The sequence below is a fragment of the Streptomyces sp. NPDC058240 genome (assembly GCF_042882135.1).
Lineage (GTDB): Bacteria > Actinomycetota > Actinomycetes > Streptomycetales > Streptomycetaceae > Streptomyces.
The window spans coordinates 232,384-249,008 of record NZ_JBHVWT010000004.1; the positions used below are offsets into that span (position 1 = coordinate 232,384).

Below are 16,625 nucleotides of genomic sequence, written 5' to 3' on the forward strand. Positions count from 1 at the left end.
GCTCGGCCGGGATCACTCGGCGAAAGGGACTGCCCGGCCGGCCCGCGGGGAGCGGACCGGCCGGGCGCCGGTGTGGTCCGGCCCGTGGGTCAGCTCTGCCGGAACGGCAGATAGTCCACGTCGTACCCGAAGTACCGCGGCCCGGCGAGCGCCAGGCCGCCCGGGGTGGTCCAGCGCGGGTCGCAGGGGGCCGCGAGGACGCTGACGCGCAGGCCGTAGCGCAGGCCCTCCGTGGTCACCGGGGCGCCGGTGTCGGTGTCCAGCACGCAGATGAGGTCGGGCGTGGTGGCGACCGTCTCGCCGTCGCGGGTGGCCAGCAGATGCTCGTTCTGGAAGCCGAGTTCCAGCACCCGTCCCGCGTCGTCGCCGATGCCTCGATCCGGGCGCTGCCCCGGGTGAAGCCGCCCCTGGGTGCGGCGGCTCACGTCGATCACCTTGCCGGTCAGCAGATGCGTGCCGGACAGCATGGTGCGGGCCGCGCCCACCGGGTCGTTGTGCGCGGCGTGCGCCTCGCGCACGGCGGAGCCGAGACGCTCGGCGAGCGTCAGCGTGGCGGGGACGAGCCCGTCGGCGAGCTGGTCGCCCCGCATCACGGTGTCGGCGCTGGAGATCTGGCAGCCGAGCTCCACGCAGACCGCCCGCGCGATGCGCTCGGCGGCGTGGTTGGAGACGGCGTCGACGATGATGCTGTTGCCCTTGTCGTCGGCGAGCGCCATCGGGGTGTTGGCCACCCCGATCAGACCGGGCAGCACCATCTGCGCCTCGGGAGAGGCGCGGCCCATGGCGTCGCCGTCGACCAGCGGCAGCCCCGCCTCGGCGGCGCAGGCGATGGGCAGCATGGAGTTGACGCCGCCGACCTCGATCGGCGCGATGTGGGTGGCGGCCCGGCCGATGTGCTTCGGGTCGGCGGCGGCTCCAGCTCCGGTTCGGCGGTCGCGGTGGCCCTGGGCATCGTGGATCTCGCGCTGGGTACGGACACGGCGGGCTCCGGCCGTGTTCCCGCCGCGTTCAACGGCGTCTTCGGGCTGAAGCCGACCCGCGGTCTCGTCCCGACGGACGGGGTGGTCCCCGCCTGCGCGAGCCTGGACTGCGTGACCGTCTTCGCCCGTACGCTCCCCGAGGCCGAACAGGCGATGGCCCTGATGGCCATCCGGGCCCCGCGGCCCGACCGCTCCCGTGTTCCGGGCCCCTGGCGGATCGCAGTCCCGTCCACCGGGCAGCTCGGCGAGCTCGACCCGGGCTGGGCGGCGGCGTACGAGTCGACGGCCGCCGGGCTCCGTGCGGCGGGCGCGCTGCTCCGGCCGATCGATCCGACACCGTTCACCGAGGCCGGTGCGCTGCTGTACGGCGGTGCGTTCGTCGCCGAGCGCTACACGGCGGTCGGTGCGTTCATCGACGGCGCGCCCACCGCGACCGACCTCGATCCCACGGTGGCCCGGATCATCACCGCGGCCCGCGACATCCCGGCGCACCGGCTCTTCGCCGATCAGGCCCGGCTGGCCGGCCTCCGTGCCGACGCGACGGCCGCACTGGGCGACGCGGACGCCCTCCTGCTGCCCACCGCGCCGGGGCATCCCACGTTCGCCGAGGTGGCCGCGGACCCGGTGGGCGCCAATACCCGTCTCGGCCGGTTCACCAGCTCCACCAACCTGTTCGGCCTGTGCGCGGTGGCGGCCCCCGCCGGTGAGGTGGACGGCCGGCCGTTCGGCGTGATGCTGATCGGCCCGGCGGACACCGACGAACGCCTGGCCCGGATCGCGGCCCTGCTGGGCCGGGTCCCGGCCATTGGTCCCGGAAACGGTTGACTGGTCACCAGCACACCTGTTCCACTGGACAGATGCGCCCTCAGCTGCGGCTGGTCACCCGTGACCACATCGACTTCGGTCGAGTGTGGTCCGCCTCGTGTTGCCGCTGACCGTTCCCGCGTCAGCACTTCACACCACCGGTTTTCCGCAGCACGAGATGAGGCTTCGCCATGCCCGTCGAGTTTCTCGGCATCGCAGCAACGAACGAAGGTTCCGAAGCGACACCCCGCTCCGGGGCGTCCTTCGACAAGGAGTACACGCTCAAGCTGGCCCGCGCGCACGAGGACCACGGCTGGGACCGGGTCCTGTTCGCCTACGGCTCCGGCTCCCCCGATCCGTCTCCGGCCGCCGCCTACGTCGCGGCCCGCACCGAAAAGCTCCAGATCCTGGTGGCGCACCGCCCCAACGTCTCGTACCCGACGTTCGCGGCCAAGACCTTCGCGACCCTGGACCGGATCAGCGACGGCCGCCTCGCCGTGCACTTCATCACCGGAGGCAATGACCACGAGCAGCAGCGCGAGGGCGACTTCCTGACCAAGGACGAGCGGTACGCACGCACCCGTGAGGCCATCCAGATCATCAAGAAGGCCTGGACGTCGCACGAGCCCTTCGATCACGAGGGCACGCACTACCGCTTCAACGACTTCGTCAGCGACACCTTCCCCGTGCAACAACCGCATCCACAGGTCTCGTTCGGGGGTTCCTCGCCTGCGGCGTACGCGGCAGGGGGCGCCGAGGCCGACATCTACTGCCTGTGGGGCGAGCCGCTGGCACAGACCGCGGAGCAGATCGCCTCGGTGAAGGAGGCCGCGAAGGCGGCGGGCCGCACGGACGTACCGAGGATCCAGGTCGCCTTCCGCCCGATCATCGCGCCCACCGAGGACCTGGCCTGGGAGAAGGCCCACCGCACCCTGGCCCGGATCAAGGCCCGCAAGGCCGGCGCGCCACTGAGCCGCCGTCACCCGCTGACCAACCCGGAGAACGCCGGCTCCCGACGACTCCTCGCGGTGGCAGCCGAGAGCGAGCGCCACGACCGCGCCCTGTGGACACCGACCGCGGCGGAGACAGGGGGCGCCGGCAATTCGACGGCCCTGGTCGGAACGCCGGAGACAGTGGCACAGGCGTTGCTGGACTACTACGACCTCGGCGTAGAAATCCTCTCGGCCCGCGGCTACGACCTGCTGGACGACGCCATCGACTTCGGCCGGCATGTCATCCCGATAGTCCGCGAGGAAGTAGCCAAACGAGAAGCAGCCCACCCGGCCGCGTAACACCGGAAGGCCGCCGGACGGGCCGACTACAACCAGCCCGTCCGGCGCGCACGTTCAGCCCCTCCGGCGATTGAGGAGCGGGGGTCCGGGGGCGGAGCCCCCGGATACGGGAAGGGGCGGGCAGGGGAACAGGCCCGCCGCAGGCGCACCCCGCACCGCAACACCCCACCGCACCCCGCACCCCGCACCACCGCGGAACCCTCACCCCACAGAGCTGTACGCCACAACCCCCCGCAACACCGCATCCACCGCCTTGTGCGCATTCCGCGCCACAGAACTCCCGTCCCGCGGCGCCGCAGCCGCAATCTGCCCCAGCACGTCGATCACCTGCTTGCACCACCGCACGAAGTCCCCGGCCGGCATCTCCGCCTCGCCCAGCACCTCATCCAGCGTCCGCCCCGACGCCCACATGTAGACCGCCCAGGCAAAGCCCAGATCGGGTTCGCGCTGCCCGACACCCTCCGCCTGGTTGATCTTGAAGTCCTCTTCCAGGGCGTCGAGCCGGCCCCAGATCCGCACCATTTCACCCATCGCGGTCTTCGCGGGCCCCGATGGCAGCTTCGGCGCCACCGCGTCATCGGCCTGCCGCGCCTCGTACACCAACGCCGAGACGCACGCCGCGAGTTCGGCAGGGTTCAGCCCCTCCCACACACCCGCCCGCAGGCATTCGCTCGCCAGCAGATCGAGCTCGCCGTAGAGCCGCGCCAGGCGGCGCCCGTGCTCGGTGACCTCATTGCCCCGCAGATAGTCGAGCTCGGTGAGCAGCGCGACGATCCGGTCGAAGGTGCGGGCGATCGTGTTCGTCCGCCCCTCGATCCGCCGCTCCAACTGCCTCGTGTCGCGCTGCAACCGGTGATACCGCTCGGCCCAACGCGCATGGTCCTCGCGCTCGGCGCACCCGTGGCAGGGGTGCGCGCGCAACTCCGCCCGGTAGCGGGCGATCTCCCGGTCGTCGGCCGCGGCGGACCGCCCCTTGCGGTGCCGCTCGGGCACTATGTGCCCGGCCTTGGTCCGCAGCGCGGAGGCCAGGTCGCGGCGCGACTGCGGGGAGCGCGGGTTGAACGACTTCGGCACCCGCATCCGCTCCAGCGCCTCCACCGGAACCGGGAAGTCGATCGAGGCGAGCCGCTTGACCTGCCGCTCGGCCGTGAGCACCAACGGCCGCGGCCCGTCGTGGTATTCGAGCCCGCGGTGGCCGTGCCCGTTGGTCCGCCCGGCGGGCAGTCCGGGGTCGAGGACCAGTGCCAGCCCGGCGAACTTGCCGGTGGGCACATGGATGACATCGCCGGGCTTGAGCTTCTCCAGGGACGCCGCGGCCTCGGCCCGCCGCTGCGTCGCGCCCTGCTTGGCGAGCTCGGTCTCCCGGTCCTTGAGGTCGCGGCGCAGCCGCGCGTACTCCTCGAAGTCACCGAGGTGGCAGGTCATGCCCTCCCGGTAGCCCTCCAGCCCCTCTTCGTTCTTCTGGACCTGCCGGGAGATACCGACCACCGACCGGTCCGCCTGGAACTGCGCGAAGGAGGTCTCCAGCAGCTCGCGCGAACGGTGCCGCCCGAACTGCTGCACCAGGTTGACGGCCATGTTGTAGGAGGGCCGGAAGCTGGACCGCAGCGGGTACGTACGCGTGCCCGCGAGTCCGGCCAGTGCCCCCGGATCCATGCCGCGCTGCCACAGCACCACCGCGTGGCCCTCGACATCGATGCCGCGCCGCCCGGCCCGCCCGGTCAGCTGGGTGTACTCGCCGGGAGTGATGTCGGCGTGCTGCTCGCCGTTCCACTTGACGAGCTTCTCCAACACCACCGAGCGCGCGGGCATGTTGATGCCGAGGGCGAGGGTCTCCGTGGCGAAGACGGCCTTGACGAGCCCGCGTACGAACAGCTCCTCGACGACTTCCTTGAACGTCGGGAGCATGCCCGCGTGGTGCGCGGCGATGCCCCGCTCCAGCCCTTCGAGCCATTCGTAATAGCCCAGGACATGGAGGTCCTCGCCGGGAATGGACGCGGTCCGCTCCTCGACGATCTCGCGGACCAGGCGTCGCTTGTCCTCGTCGTTGAGCCGCAGTCCGGCGTGCAGGCACTGCTGCACGGCGGCCTCGCAGCCGGCCCGGCTGAAGATGAACGTGATGGCGGGGAGCAGCCCTTCGGCATCCAGCCGGTCGATGACCTCGGGCCTGGCCGGGGTCCAGATCCGGCTGCGCTGACGCCGCTCGCGCTCACGATCCGCCTCGCGGACCATCTTGCCGCGGCGGCGCTCACGCGGGTTGTACCCGCGCTGGTTCTCCATCCGGGCGAGCCGGACGAGGTCGGGGTTGACCTCGCGGCGTCCGGCACCGCGGCCGCCGTGGTCGGTCTCCTCCTCGAAGAGGTCGTACATCCGGCGGCCTGCCAGCACATGCTGCCAGAGCGGCACGGGGCGGTGCTCGGAGACGATCACCTGGGTGTCACCGCGGACGGTGTCCAGCCAGTCGCCGAACTCCTCGGCGTTCGACACGGTCGCCGACAGCGACACGAGGGTCACGGAGTCCGGGAGGTGAATGATCACTTCCTCCCAGACGGCACCCCGGAAGCGGTCGGAGAGGTAATGCACCTCGTCCATCACCACGTGGCCGAGGCCCCGCAGCGTCTGCGAGCCCGCGTACAGCATGTTCCGCAGCACCTCTGTGGTCATGACGACCACCGGGGCATCGGCGTTGACGCTGTTGTCGCCGGTCAGCAGGCCGACCTTCTCCGGTCCGTAGCGCTTGACCAGATCGGCGAACTTCTGGTTGGACAGGGCCTTGATGGGGGTGGTGTAGAAGCACTTGCGGCCCTGTTCGAGGGCGAGGTGCACGGCGAATTCGCCGACGATCGTCTTGCCCGAGCCGGTCGGGGCCGCGACGAGCACCCCCTTGCCGGCCTCCAGGGCCTCGCAGGCCTCGATCTGGTAGGGGTCCAGATCGAATTCGTACAGCTCGCGGAAGGGCGCGAGTGCGGTGGCCTGCTCGGCGGCGCGGATCCGAGAAGCCTGGTATCGCTCAGCTGGTGAGAGGTCCTCTGTCATCTTGCTTACGAGCCTACCCGCCACCTCTGACAGCAGGCGCGATCTTTAAATCCCGGTGGGAGCAGGGGGTGCGAGCACTCTCACCGCGCCCGGCACGCAGTCCGCGGTCAGTGGCAGCGACCCGAGTTGTTCACCGTCCGCGTACGCAGTGACACCGGCTGCGGCCAGCTCGATCGAGGAGACCCGGTGCACGGTGACCTTGGGGTGTCCGAGGTGCGTTCCCTTGTAGACGCGGGGGAAGACCTTCAACAGAGTGGTGCGGCTGCAGTCCCCGACGACGGTCACGTCGAAGAGCCCGTCGTCCATGACGGCGTCGGCGCAGATCCGCATGCCGCCGCCGTACGTCGATCCGTTGCCGACGGCGATGAGCGTCGCCTCGATCTCCCGGACCGGTCCGCCGTCCAGCCTGATGCGGTACGGAATGGGCTTGAACGCGGCGAGTTCGGCGAGGATCGCGAGATCGTACTTGAACCTTCCGCCGACCCACCGCATCCGGTTCCCGCGGTCATTGACCCGGGAGTCGAAGCCGGAGGCCAGCACCGACCCGAACCACCGCTCACCGACCCGGCCCAGGTCGATCTCGCGGACGGCACCGCCCTTGAGCGCCTCGGCGGCCAGCCGTCCGGCGGCGGCGGGGTCCCGTATCGGCAGCCCGAGCGCGCGGGCGAAGTCGTTGCCGGTGCCGACGGCCACGACCCCGAGCGGGGTCATCGTTCCCGCGACCGCCTGCAGGGCGAGGGACATCATGCCGTCCCCGCCGACGGCTATCAGGGCACCGGTCCCGGCCGCGACGGCCGCACGGGCCCGCCGCAGGGCGTCGTCGGCATCCTCACCGAGAACCGTACGCACGGAGAATCCTGCGTCCCGCAACGCGGAAGCGGCCGGCTGCGCGGCGTGCGCGCCCCGGCCGCTTCCTGCGGTGGGATTGACGAAGAGGGTGATCTCGCTGGTCACCCCGGGACCCTACAAGGTCAGGTGATGTCGTCGTAACCGTTGACCCGGTCATGGTCCGAGCTCTCCCGGGTGGGCAACGACCGGCTGGACGAGACCGATTCGATCTCACCGACGTCCTCGGGAGTGAGGTCCAGCTCCGAGGCCTCGTCGTCGGCGGGCCCGGCTGCCACGATCTGTGCCCTGCGGCGGTCGTTGAGGAGCGAGATCGCCGTGGCCACGAAGTAGAGCACCCAGATCGGTCCGGCGAGCCCCAGCATGCTGACCGGGTCGGTGCTGGGCGTGGCCACCGCCGCGAAGACCGTGATGCCCATGATCATGCCCCGCCACCAGCCGAGCATCCGCTTGCCGGTGATGACCCCGCCGAAGTTCAGCATGACGAGCAGCAGCGGCAGTTCGAACGAGAGCCCGAAGACGACCACCATGCGTGTGATCAGATCGAGCAGCTCGTCCAGCGGCAGCTGGTTGTCCAGGTCGGCCGGCGAGAACTCCAGAAGCACCCGCGCCATCGTGGGCAGCGTCTTGTACGCGAAGAAGCCACCGGCGAGGAAGAGCGGGAATCCCGCGCCGACGAAGGCGAGCGAGTACTTCTTCTCGTGCTTGTGCAGGCCCGGGGCGACGAAGGCCCACAACTGATAGAGCCAGACCGGCGAGGAAAGGACGACACCGGCCATCAAGGAGACCTTGAGGGCGAGTGTGAACGGCGTGAGCAGACCGTTCAGGACGATACGCGCGCAGGTAGCGTCCTCCTGCTTGGCGAGCTCGGCGAAGCTCGACGTGCAACCGACCGACTTCAGCACCGGGTCGGTGAAGAACTCGATGATCCCCTTGTAGTAGAACGCAGCCACGATCGTGACGACGACGATCCCGAGCAGACCCTTGGCCAACCGGTTACGCAGCTCACGCAGGTGCTCCACCAGGGGCATGCGACCCTCTGGGTCCGTCTCCTGCTTGCGGGCAGACTTGAGCAACCCACGTCCTCATCTCGTGCAGCAGGCCGTCACCGATCGCGGCGCCTGCGTCGGCCCGTTTCTTGTCAGCGCTTGGTCGAGTCGGTCGGCTCCGCGACCGGACGCGAACTGCTCACGTCGCCGGGGGCGGCCTTGATGGTGCGCGGGGCGGCCTGGTCCTGGGCGGCGTCGTTGGCGGCCGGCTCGGCCGGGGTCGCCGACGGGCTGCCCTCGGACTTCATGGCCTTGGCCTCGCTCTTGAGGATGCGGGCCGACTTGCCGAGCGAGCGAGCCATGTCAGGAAGCTTCTTCGCGCCGAACAGCAGAACAATGACGACGAGGATCAGGATGATCTCGGGAGCGCCGAGCCTTCCGAACATATGCGTGTACCTTCTCACCGAGGCAGCAGGGGTGGGGCGGATGGAACCTCGGACAGACGTCCGATCTTCTTACCGTCAGCGATCGTATCCCGCAGGAGTAAACGCAGGGCAATACCCATGCATCCTTGCGATTACGGCCCATGCCTCGCTCTCAGGGCCGCCTTCAGCAGCGTACCCTCCGAACCCGCGAAACAGGAGGCCGCGCCTGCCCTGATCCATCTGCCCTGCTCACAGCCGTGTACGGACAGATGGGGCGTCAACGTCTAGCGCAGTGCCTCGCCGGTCGCGGCAAGGTTCGTCGCCGCCCTTTCGAGGTCCTCCGCGGCCCGGTTGATGCGCTGGGTGGTCCGCGTCACCTGATGCCCGAGCCGCTGGGCCTCGATGAAGACCTTGACGGCCAGCACGCCGAGAACGGCGATCCCGAGAAATCCCAGGGCGATGGCGAGCATGGGCCAGAACATGCGCAGAGCCTCGATGTGTCTAGGTGTCCGACTGCGTGGGCGTTTTCTAGAGGCTGGTGGTGTGGAGGCGCAGCGTCCGCACCCCGCCCCGGCTGAGGAGCTCGACTATCCGCTCCCCCGCGGGCTTGCGGACGGCCGCACGGCACTGCGGGCAGGTGAAGGAGTAGAACGTCGAACGGCGGCTCGCCCCCACCACGAGGCGAATGGCGGCCGCGGCCAGCTCGAACCGCTCGCGGCAGTCCGGGCAAGCGGCCTTGAACCGCACGGACTCGGGCACCACCACGGTCGGAACACCTGACACCACAGACATATTGCTCATATCTCCCTCAGGTTTCCGCTCAGACCGGTTCGTCGTACGCGGCGAGCGCCGCACGGGCCGCCTGCTGTGCGCTCTGCGCCAGCTCCGGCGGGGAGACGATTCGGCCTTCGCCGCCCAGTCGCAGCGCGAGCCTGCGCAGCGAGGCCGGGTCGGGGGTGCGCAGGGCGATCCGCAGCCCGCCGTCGGGCAGCTCCTGCGCGCTGTCGTGCGGGTAGTACTCGGCGACCCAGCGTCCGCCGGGGCCCACCTCGACGACGACTTCCGGGTCCTCGGCGGCCGGCTGGACGAGCCCCTCGGACAGATCCCGCAGCTCCAGCTCGGGCGGCGCGGCGGGCTCGTCCAGCAGCCGGATCTCGGCGACCCGGTCGAGCCGGAACGTACGCCGGTCCTCGGACGACCTGCACCAGGCCTCCATGTAGGTGTGCCCCACGGCGAACAGCCGGATCGGGTCCACCTCGCGCTCGGTGAGCTCGTCACGCGCGGGCGAGTAGTAGCGCAGCCAGAGCCTGCGCCGCTCGGAGATCGCCCGGTCGACATCGGCGAAGACACCGCCCTCGGACTCGAAGGTGACCGAGAGCCGCGAGCTCGCCGCCCCCACCTCACCGGCCGCGGTCTCCAGCTTCGCGGTGGCCCGCAGCAGCGCCTGCCGGTCGCTCTCGCGCAGTCCCGGCAGCGTGGCCACGGCACGGGCGGCGACCAGGAGGGCCGTCGCCTCGTCGGCCGCGAGCCGCAGGGGCTCGGCGACGTCGTCCGGGTTGTGCCACCAGATGCGGTCGCCGTCGGTGTCGATGTCCAGCAGGTCCCCGCCGCGGAAGCTCGTACCGCACATGGGCAGCACATCGAGGTCCGAGATCAGTTCGTCCTCGGTGATCCCGAAGGCGCGCGCGACGTCCTGGACATGGGCGCCGGGGCGCTCACGCAGATACGTCACCAGGGAGAGCATCCGGCGGGTCTGGTCGATCGCGTTCGTCGCCATGAATACGGTCCTCCCCCTCAGTCCTTGGCCACGGCGCGCAGCCGGTCCACCACATCGGCCCGCAGGTCGGCGGGTTCCTGTACGACGACGTCCGGACCGAATTCGACGAGCCAGGCGTCCAGGCCGTGTCCGTACGGAATCTCCAACTCGTCCCACCCGTTCCCGAGTTCCCGGACCGACACGGCGCGCGAGCGCAGCGGGTAGCCGGCCCCGGTGCGCAGCCTGATCAGCGCGGTCCTGGTGGCCGTCTCCCCCGCCCAGCTCTCGACGGTCTCGCGCACGGTCACGACGTCGGGCACCTCGGTGGTGAACGTCCCGGCCCGGGAGCGGACCCGGCCGGTGATCCGGGAGAGCCGGAACACCCGCTCCGCGCCGCGGTCCCGGTCCCAGCCGGCCAGATACCAGTGTCCGCGCCAGCACTCCAGGGTCCACGGCTCGACCTGGCGCTGTTCGGGCTTGGCGGCGTTGCCCTTGCGGTAGTCGAAGGTCACCGGGCGGCGGTCGCGGCAGGCCAGCATCAGCGGCTCGAACGCCGCCTCATGGACGGGGATGCGCGGTTCGAGGGCGCTGTGCACCTCGTACGCGTCCTCGGCCTCCGGCATGCCGGCGGCCCGCAGCTTCTGCAGCGCGCCGCTGGCCGCGCCTGCCAGCCGCGCCTGCTGCCAGACCTTGGCGGCCAGCCCGAGCGCGGCGGCCTCCTCGGCGTCCAGCGTGATAGGGGGCAGCCGGTTGCTGTCGCGGCGGGCGAGATATCCCGTGTCGCCGTCCAGGTTCTCCACGGTCTCGATGATCAGGCCGAGCTCGCGCAGGTCGTCCTTGTCGCGCTCGAACATCCGGTTGAAGGCGTCGTCGGAGCCCGCTTCCAGATAGGCCTCGATGGAACCGCGCAGCTCGCGCTTGCTGAGCGGACGGCGGGTCCCCAGCAGACACAGCGCCAGGTTCATCAGCCGCTCGGCCTTGGCAATCGCCATCGACGCCCTTTCTGTTTCGCTCTACGACCGTCGACCGTACCGCTACGCGGTGTCGGGACAAAAGCGAGGGCCCGCGCCTCGCGGCACGGGCCCTCGTATCGCACGGGTGCGGATCAGACGGCGACCAGGTCGCAGACGAAGATCAGCGTCTCGCCGGGCGCGATGCGGCCGCCACCGGCGCCGCGGTCGCCGTACGCGAGGTGCGCGGGAATGGTCAGCTGGCGACGGCCGCCGACCTTCATGCCCTGCACACCCTGGTCCCAGCCGGCGATGACCTGGCCGGCACCGAGCTGGAACTGCAGCGGGGTGCCACGGTTCCAGGAGGCGTCGAACTCCTCGCCGCTGGAGAAGGCCACGCCCACGTAGTGGACGGAGACGGTGGCGCCCGCCTTGGCGACCGCGCCGTCGCCTTCCCAGATGTCCTTGATCTCCAGCTCGGCCGGCGGCTCGCCACCCGGGAAGTCGATCTCGGGCTTCTCGATGCTCACTGACTTGCTCCTCTTGATGATGAACTGGGCAACCGGGACAGTCTTACATCTTTGCCAGGAGGTCCACGGCGAAGACCAGCGTGGACTTGGCGGGGATGGTCTGCTGCGCCTTGTCACCGAAGCCCTGGTCCGGCGGGATGACGAGCAGCACCCGGCTGCCGATCTTCTTGCCGACCAGACCGTTCTTCAGCCCCTTCAGGGTCACCTGGGCGAGCGGGAAGGTCTGCGTCTTGCCCGCGCTGTAGGTGCTGTCGAACGTCTTGCCGCCCTTCCACAGCAGTCCGACGTAGTTCACGACGACGCTGTCGGTGTCCTTCACGACCTCGCCCTTGGACTCCAGGACGTAATTGGAGACGAGCTTCGTCGGCGGGTCGCTCTTGGTCGGGACGGTGACCTTGGGGGCCTTGCCGTCCGTGTTGGTGCCGACCTTCGGCAGGTCGATGTTGTCCTGGGCGACCTCGGTGCCCTTGGCGGAGGCCGGGATCTGCGTCGCCTTCAGGACGTCGACGACGAAGACGAGCGTGGCGTTGGGCTTGATGTCGCCCTGGCCCTGGGCGCCGTAACCGAGGTCCGGCGGAATGACCAGTTGGACCCTGCTGCCGACCTTCTGGCCGACGAGGCCCTTGTCCCAGCCCTGGATGACCATGCCGGCGCCGAGGGTCAGATCGAGCGGCTGCTTGCGGTCGAAGTTGTTGTCGAAGGGCTTGTCGGAGTCCCAGGACTGGCCGAGGTAGTTGACCTGGATCGCGTCGCCGTTCTTGAGCGTGGCGCCGTCTCCCTGGCTGACGACTCGGGTCTTCAGCTCCTTGGGCGGGTTCCCGGTGCCCTTGGCCAGGGTCGGCTTCTCACCGAATTTCGCGCCCGCGGTGATCGCGGGGAACCCGTCCTTCGACGTGGCGGAAGCGGAAACGGAATCGGAGCCCTTTTCGCCGCCGCAAGCCGCTGTCAGCAGCAACAGGGGGACGACGAGAAGGCCGGCAAGTCGGCGCACTTGTTCCTCAGATCTCAGACGGCACAGTTGGTTGAGTCCCCGACACTCTAGGGCGTACGCAGGGCCCCGTACGAGGAACGTACGGGGCCCGCGTCGCGTCTTCGGCCGGGATCGTCCTGTGCCGGCTCACATACCCGCGATCAGTTTCTCCACACGGTCGTCCACCGAACGGAACGGGTCCTTGCACAACACGGTGCGCTGCGCCTGGTCGTTGAGCTTGAGGTGGACCCAGTCGACGGTGAAGTCCCGCCGCTGCTCCTGCGCCCTGCGGATGAAGTCGCCGCGCAGCCGCGCCCTGGTCGTCTGCGGGGGCACGGACTTGCCCTCGAAGATCTTCAGGTCGTTGCAGATGCGGGCGGCCTGTCCCTTGCGCTCCAGCAGGTAGTACAGGCCGCGACGCCGGTGGATGTCGTGGTACGCGAGGTCTATCTGGGCGACCCGCGGATGCGACATGGTCATGTTGTGCTTGGCCCGGTACCGCTCGATGAGCTTGTACTTCATCACCCAGTCGATCTCGGTCTCGATCCGGTCGAGGTCCTCGGCCTCGATCGCGTCGAGCGTACGGCCCCAGAGCTCCAGGACCTGTGCGACGGTTCCGGTGCGGATGCCACGGCGGTCGACGAAGTCGACGGCCTTCTCGTAGTACTCGCGCTGCACCTCGATGGCGGACGCCTCACGGCCACTGGCCAGGCGCACCTTGCGCTGTCCCGTGGTGTCGTGACTGACCTCCCGGATCGCCCGGATCGGGTTCTCCAACGTCAGATCCCTCATCACCGTGCCCGCTTCGATCATGCGGAGCACCAGATCGGTCGCGCCGACCTTGAGCAGCATGGTCGTCTCGGACATGTTGGAGTCGCCGACGATGACGTGGAGGCGGCGGTACCGCTCCGCGTCCGCGTGCGGTTCGTCACGGGTATTGATGATCGGGCGGGAGCGCGTGGTCGCGGAACTGACGCCCTCCCAGATGTGCTCGGCACGCTGGCTGACGCAGTAGACCGCGCCCCGGGGGGTCTGCAGCACCTTGCCCGCACCGCAGATCAATTGCCTCGTGACGAGGAAGGGAATGAGGATGTCCGCGAGCCGGGAGAATTCTCCGTGCCGGGCCACGAGGTAGTTCTCATGGCATCCGTAGGAGTTTCCCGCCGAGTCGGTGTTGTTCTTGAAGAGATAGACGTCGCCCGCGATTCCCTCCTCGTGCAGGCGGCGTTCGGCGTCGACGAGCAGGCCTTCGAGAATGCGCTCGCCGGCCTTGTCGTGGGTGACCAGTTCGGTCAGGTTGTCGCATTCGGGGGTTGCATATTCCGGATGCGATCCCACGTCGAGGTAGAGGCGGGCGCCGTTCCGCAGAAAGACATTGCTGCTGCGGCCCCATGACACAACACGGCGGAAGAGGTAGCGCGCCACTTCATCAGGGGACAGTCGGCGCTGTCCCCTGAACGTGCACGTGACGCCGTACTCGTTCTCCAGCCCGAAAATGCGGCGGTCCATGACTGAACATTACGCCTGATGGCCTGAGCTGAAACCGGGTTCGACAGCACCGTTTCGATCATTTTCCGATCCCTGTACGGCGACGGCCGTACGCCCGGGAACTGCCAGTGCCCTTCCCGTCGCCAGCAGGACGAGCAGCGCCGCCACCCCACCGGCCCCCGCGACGGCGAAACTCCACGACGTGCCGCCCAGCTCCACGGCCGGGCCCGCCACGGCCGTTCCCGCCGCCGCGCCGACCCCGAACGTCGTCACCAGCCAGGAGAACGCCTCGGTCACGGTGCCTCGCGGAGCATGCCGGTCGACCACGATGAAGGAGCACGCGATCGCGGGCGCCAGAAAGACCCCGGCCACTGCCGCCAGTGCGGTCATGGCGACCACTCCGGGGGTCAGCATCAGCGGCAGATAGCCCAGTGCCAGCAGCGCGACGATGACCCGCAGCCGGCGCTCCGGCGCCCCGGCCCACTGCCGCGCCCCGTAGACGGCACCGCCGATCAGCGCGCCCAGCCCCAGCGCGGCCATCAGCCAGCCGTACACCGACTCCCGGCCGTGGTCGTCGGCGTAGGCCACGCCGGCCACCGTGATCGAGCCCAGCGCGAGTCCGACGAAGAAGAACGACCCCAGCAGCGCCAGCAGCCCCCGTGAGCGCAGCGCCCCCAGCCAGTGCGCCTCGCGGGGTGCGGAGCGCCAGGTCCGGGAGGGCTCGGAGAGAACGACGGAGAGCGCCCCCAGGACCCCTATCGCGTTGATGACGAGCAGGGCTGCGGCGGGTGACCAGAGGGAGACCAGCACCGTCACCAGCAGCGGGCCCACGGTGAACATGACCTCCTGGGCGACGGCGTCCATGGCGTACGCCCGGTGCACCCGGTCCTCACGGCCCAGGACGCTCGGCCACAGGGCCCGCAGGCCGCCCTCCAGCGGCGGCGTGAAGACTCCGGCCACCGCCACCGCCCCGTAGGCCAGCGGCAGCGATCCCAGGCCCACCAGGGCCAGCAGGGACATGCCCAGCGCCGACACCACGGCGGCGGGGAGCTGGACGCGCGGCTGGCCGTACAGGTCCACGGCGCGGCCCAGCAGCGGCTGCCCGACCGCGGTGGCCAGCCCGTACACGGCCGCGAGTGCGCCGGCCAGGGTGTAGGTGCCGCCCTCGGCGCGGGTGAACAGCACGATCGCAACCGGGGCGGTGCCGTTCGGCAGTCGTCCCACCAGGGTCCCCGCCAGCAGCCGCGCGGCATGCCGCGCCCGGAGGATGTCCAGATATCCCGCGGCCATGTCGGTCGCCCCTCTCCCCCGAGCGGTCCGACGACCCCGAGGTTTTACGTATAACGTCGAGGTTCATACGTACCATGTGCCCAGTCCGCAGGTCCACCTCACGGCGCCTGCCCCGACCGGCCCGGAGGCCCGAGTGACCAGCGCACCACAGCCCGCCCCGACCCGGCCCACCAGCCGCGATGTCGCGCGGGCCGCAGGCGTCTCGCAGGCCACCGTCTCCCTCGTGCTCGGCGGCAAATGGCGCGGCAGGGTCTCCGAGGCCACCGCCGAACGCGTACGCCGTACCGCCCACGAACTCGGCTACCGGCCCAATCTCGCCGCCCGTAACCTGCGGCTGGGCCGCACCAGGACCGCGCTGCTGGTCGTTCCCGCGCTCACCAACGAGTTCTTCGCGCGCGTCTACACCGGCGCCGCCGGGGTCGCCGCCGAGCACGGCTTCGGCGTCGTCCTCTACCCGTCCCCCGACGGCACCGGTCCGGCCCGGGACCCCTTCGCCTCGGCGAGCGCCTCCCTGGACGGCGTGATCGCCTCCTCCATGGCCGCCGGCGCGCTCGACGAGCTGCGCGGCGCGGGCCTGCCACTGGTCATGCTCGACAGCGACCCGGCGGACAGCGGTGTCGCGGCCCGCGTCAATCTGGACATCGCCGACGGAATGCGGCAGGTGGCGGACCATCTGCTCGCCCTCGGCCACCGCCGCTTCGTCCACCTGGCGTCGGCGGTCGACTCCTGGACCTTCGCGGTGCGCGGCCGGGCACTCCACGACGCGCTGCGGGCGGTGCCCGGCACCTCCGTACGGACCGTCGCGGCGGCGCTCGACGTCCATGCGGGCCGCATCGCGGCGGAGCGCACGCTCGCCGCCCCGGGCCCCCGGCCCACCGCCCTCGTCTGTGACGACGACATCCTCGCCGCGGGTGCCTGCAAGGCCGCCCGCAGGCTCGGCCTCCGGGTGCCCGACGACCTGTCCGTCACCGGGTTCGACGATCTGGCCCTGGCCACGGCCGTCGAGCCGGAGCTCACCACCGTGCAGCTGCCCGCCGAGCAGGTCGGGGAGCGCGGCATGACCGCCCTGCTGGCGGTCCTGGACGACCGGCCGGCCGAGCCCGGCAGCCTCCCCGTGCACCTGGTGGCCCGCGGCTCCTCGGCGCCCCCGCCCGCATGACCGTGGCCCCGCACCCCCAGAAACGGGGACCCCGGGACAGCTCCGCTTTGGCGCCCCCCCCGCAAGGATGCCCCCCATCCCCCCCCGGGACGGTGGGCTTTGGAGGGTCC

The 16,625-nt window shown here is 70.3% G+C and carries 15 protein-coding genes and 1 pseudogene; 3 read left to right on the top strand and 13 right to left on the bottom strand.

Annotated elements, in window-relative coordinates:
- Positions 1–89: 89 nt before the first annotated feature.
- Positions 90–959, bottom strand: a complete 870-nt coding sequence (locus tag ACFVX4_RS11165) for a DUF917 domain-containing protein (protein ID WP_389974856.1) — start codon at positions 957–959, stop codon at positions 90–92.
- On the opposite strand from ACFVX4_RS11165, the pseudogene ACFVX4_RS11170 reads away from it, so the two are divergent.
- Together ACFVX4_RS11170 and ACFVX4_RS11175 are read left to right on the top strand one after the other, a co-directional pair.
- Positions 891–1,769, top strand: a pseudogene (locus ACFVX4_RS11170) (amidase family protein); the annotation flags it as partial. The gene ACFVX4_RS11165 and the pseudogene ACFVX4_RS11170 overlap by 69 nt on opposite strands.
- Before the next feature lie 206 nt (positions 1,770–1,975).
- Complete coding sequence (locus ACFVX4_RS11175) at positions 1,976–3,076, top strand: LLM class flavin-dependent oxidoreductase (RefSeq protein ID WP_389974487.1); 1,101 nt, start codon at positions 1,976–1,978, stop codon at positions 3,074–3,076.
- Between the two features lie 201 nt (positions 3,077–3,277).
- On the opposite strand, the gene ACFVX4_RS11180 is transcribed toward ACFVX4_RS11175, so the two are convergent.
- From ACFVX4_RS11180 to ACFVX4_RS11235, 12 genes are all read right to left on the bottom strand, one after another.
- The gene (locus ACFVX4_RS11180; protein ID WP_389974490.1) at positions 3,278–6,112 is read right to left on the bottom strand and encodes a DEAD/DEAH box helicase; all 2,835 of its coding nucleotides are present in this window, start codon (positions 6,110–6,112) and stop codon (positions 3,278–3,280) included.
- Between the two features lie 45 nt (positions 6,113–6,157).
- Complete coding sequence (locus ACFVX4_RS11185) at positions 6,158–7,066, bottom strand: diacylglycerol kinase (protein ID WP_389974493.1); 909 nt, start codon at positions 7,064–7,066, stop codon at positions 6,158–6,160.
- A gap of 17 nt (positions 7,067–7,083) precedes the next feature.
- Entirely contained in the window at positions 7,084–8,034 is a 951-nt protein-coding gene (tatC, locus tag ACFVX4_RS11190) for a twin-arginine translocase subunit TatC (protein ID WP_389974496.1), read from the bottom strand.
- A gap of 65 nt (positions 8,035–8,099) precedes the next feature.
- Entirely contained in the window at positions 8,100–8,393 is a 294-nt protein-coding gene (tatA, locus tag ACFVX4_RS11195) for a Sec-independent protein translocase subunit TatA (RefSeq protein ID WP_266421656.1), read from the bottom strand.
- A 263-nt stretch (positions 8,394–8,656) separates the two neighbouring features.
- Complete coding sequence (locus ACFVX4_RS11200; RefSeq protein ID WP_389974499.1) at positions 8,657–8,854, bottom strand: hypothetical protein; 198 nt, start codon at positions 8,852–8,854, stop codon at positions 8,657–8,659.
- A gap of 46 nt (positions 8,855–8,900) precedes the next feature.
- Positions 8,901–9,173: a hypothetical protein gene (locus ACFVX4_RS11205; protein ID WP_389974502.1), complete on the bottom strand. Its 273-nt coding sequence runs from the start codon at positions 9,171–9,173 to the stop codon at positions 8,901–8,903.
- A gap of 19 nt (positions 9,174–9,192) precedes the next feature.
- On the bottom strand, positions 9,193–10,149 hold the full coding sequence (locus tag ACFVX4_RS11210; protein WP_266421649.1) for a YafY family protein: 957 nt from the start codon (positions 10,147–10,149) through the stop codon (positions 9,193–9,195).
- A 17-nt stretch (positions 10,150–10,166) separates the two neighbouring features.
- Positions 10,167–11,120 (bottom strand): helix-turn-helix transcriptional regulator, encoded by a 954-nt coding sequence (locus ACFVX4_RS11215; protein ID WP_389974505.1) that lies wholly within the window; start codon positions 11,118–11,120, stop codon positions 10,167–10,169.
- A 113-nt stretch (positions 11,121–11,233) separates the two neighbouring features.
- On the bottom strand, positions 11,234–11,608 hold the full coding sequence (locus ACFVX4_RS11220) for an FKBP-type peptidyl-prolyl cis-trans isomerase (protein WP_266421645.1): 375 nt from the start codon (positions 11,606–11,608) through the stop codon (positions 11,234–11,236).
- 43 nt (positions 11,609–11,651) lie between these two features.
- Positions 11,652–12,599: an FKBP-type peptidyl-prolyl cis-trans isomerase gene (locus tag ACFVX4_RS11225; protein ID WP_389974508.1), complete on the bottom strand. Its 948-nt coding sequence runs from the start codon at positions 12,597–12,599 to the stop codon at positions 11,652–11,654.
- A 126-nt stretch (positions 12,600–12,725) separates the two neighbouring features.
- Positions 12,726–14,087, bottom strand: a complete 1,362-nt coding sequence (gene pafA / locus ACFVX4_RS11230; RefSeq protein WP_266421641.1) for a Pup--protein ligase — start codon at positions 14,085–14,087, stop codon at positions 12,726–12,728.
- Between the two features lie 9 nt (positions 14,088–14,096).
- The gene (locus ACFVX4_RS11235; RefSeq protein WP_266421639.1) at positions 14,097–15,356 is read right to left on the bottom strand and encodes an MFS transporter; all 1,260 of its coding nucleotides are present in this window, start codon (positions 15,354–15,356) and stop codon (positions 14,097–14,099) included.
- 133 nt (positions 15,357–15,489) lie between these two features.
- Here ACFVX4_RS11235 and ACFVX4_RS11240 point away from each other — a divergent pair, with 133 nt between their 5' ends.
- Positions 15,490–16,515 carry a LacI family DNA-binding transcriptional regulator gene (locus ACFVX4_RS11240; protein ID WP_389974512.1) on the top strand — a complete coding sequence of 342 codons (1,026 nt, stop codon included), beginning with the start codon at positions 15,490–15,492 and terminating at the stop codon, positions 16,513–16,515.
- The last annotated feature ends 110 nt before the right edge of the window (positions 16,516–16,625 follow it).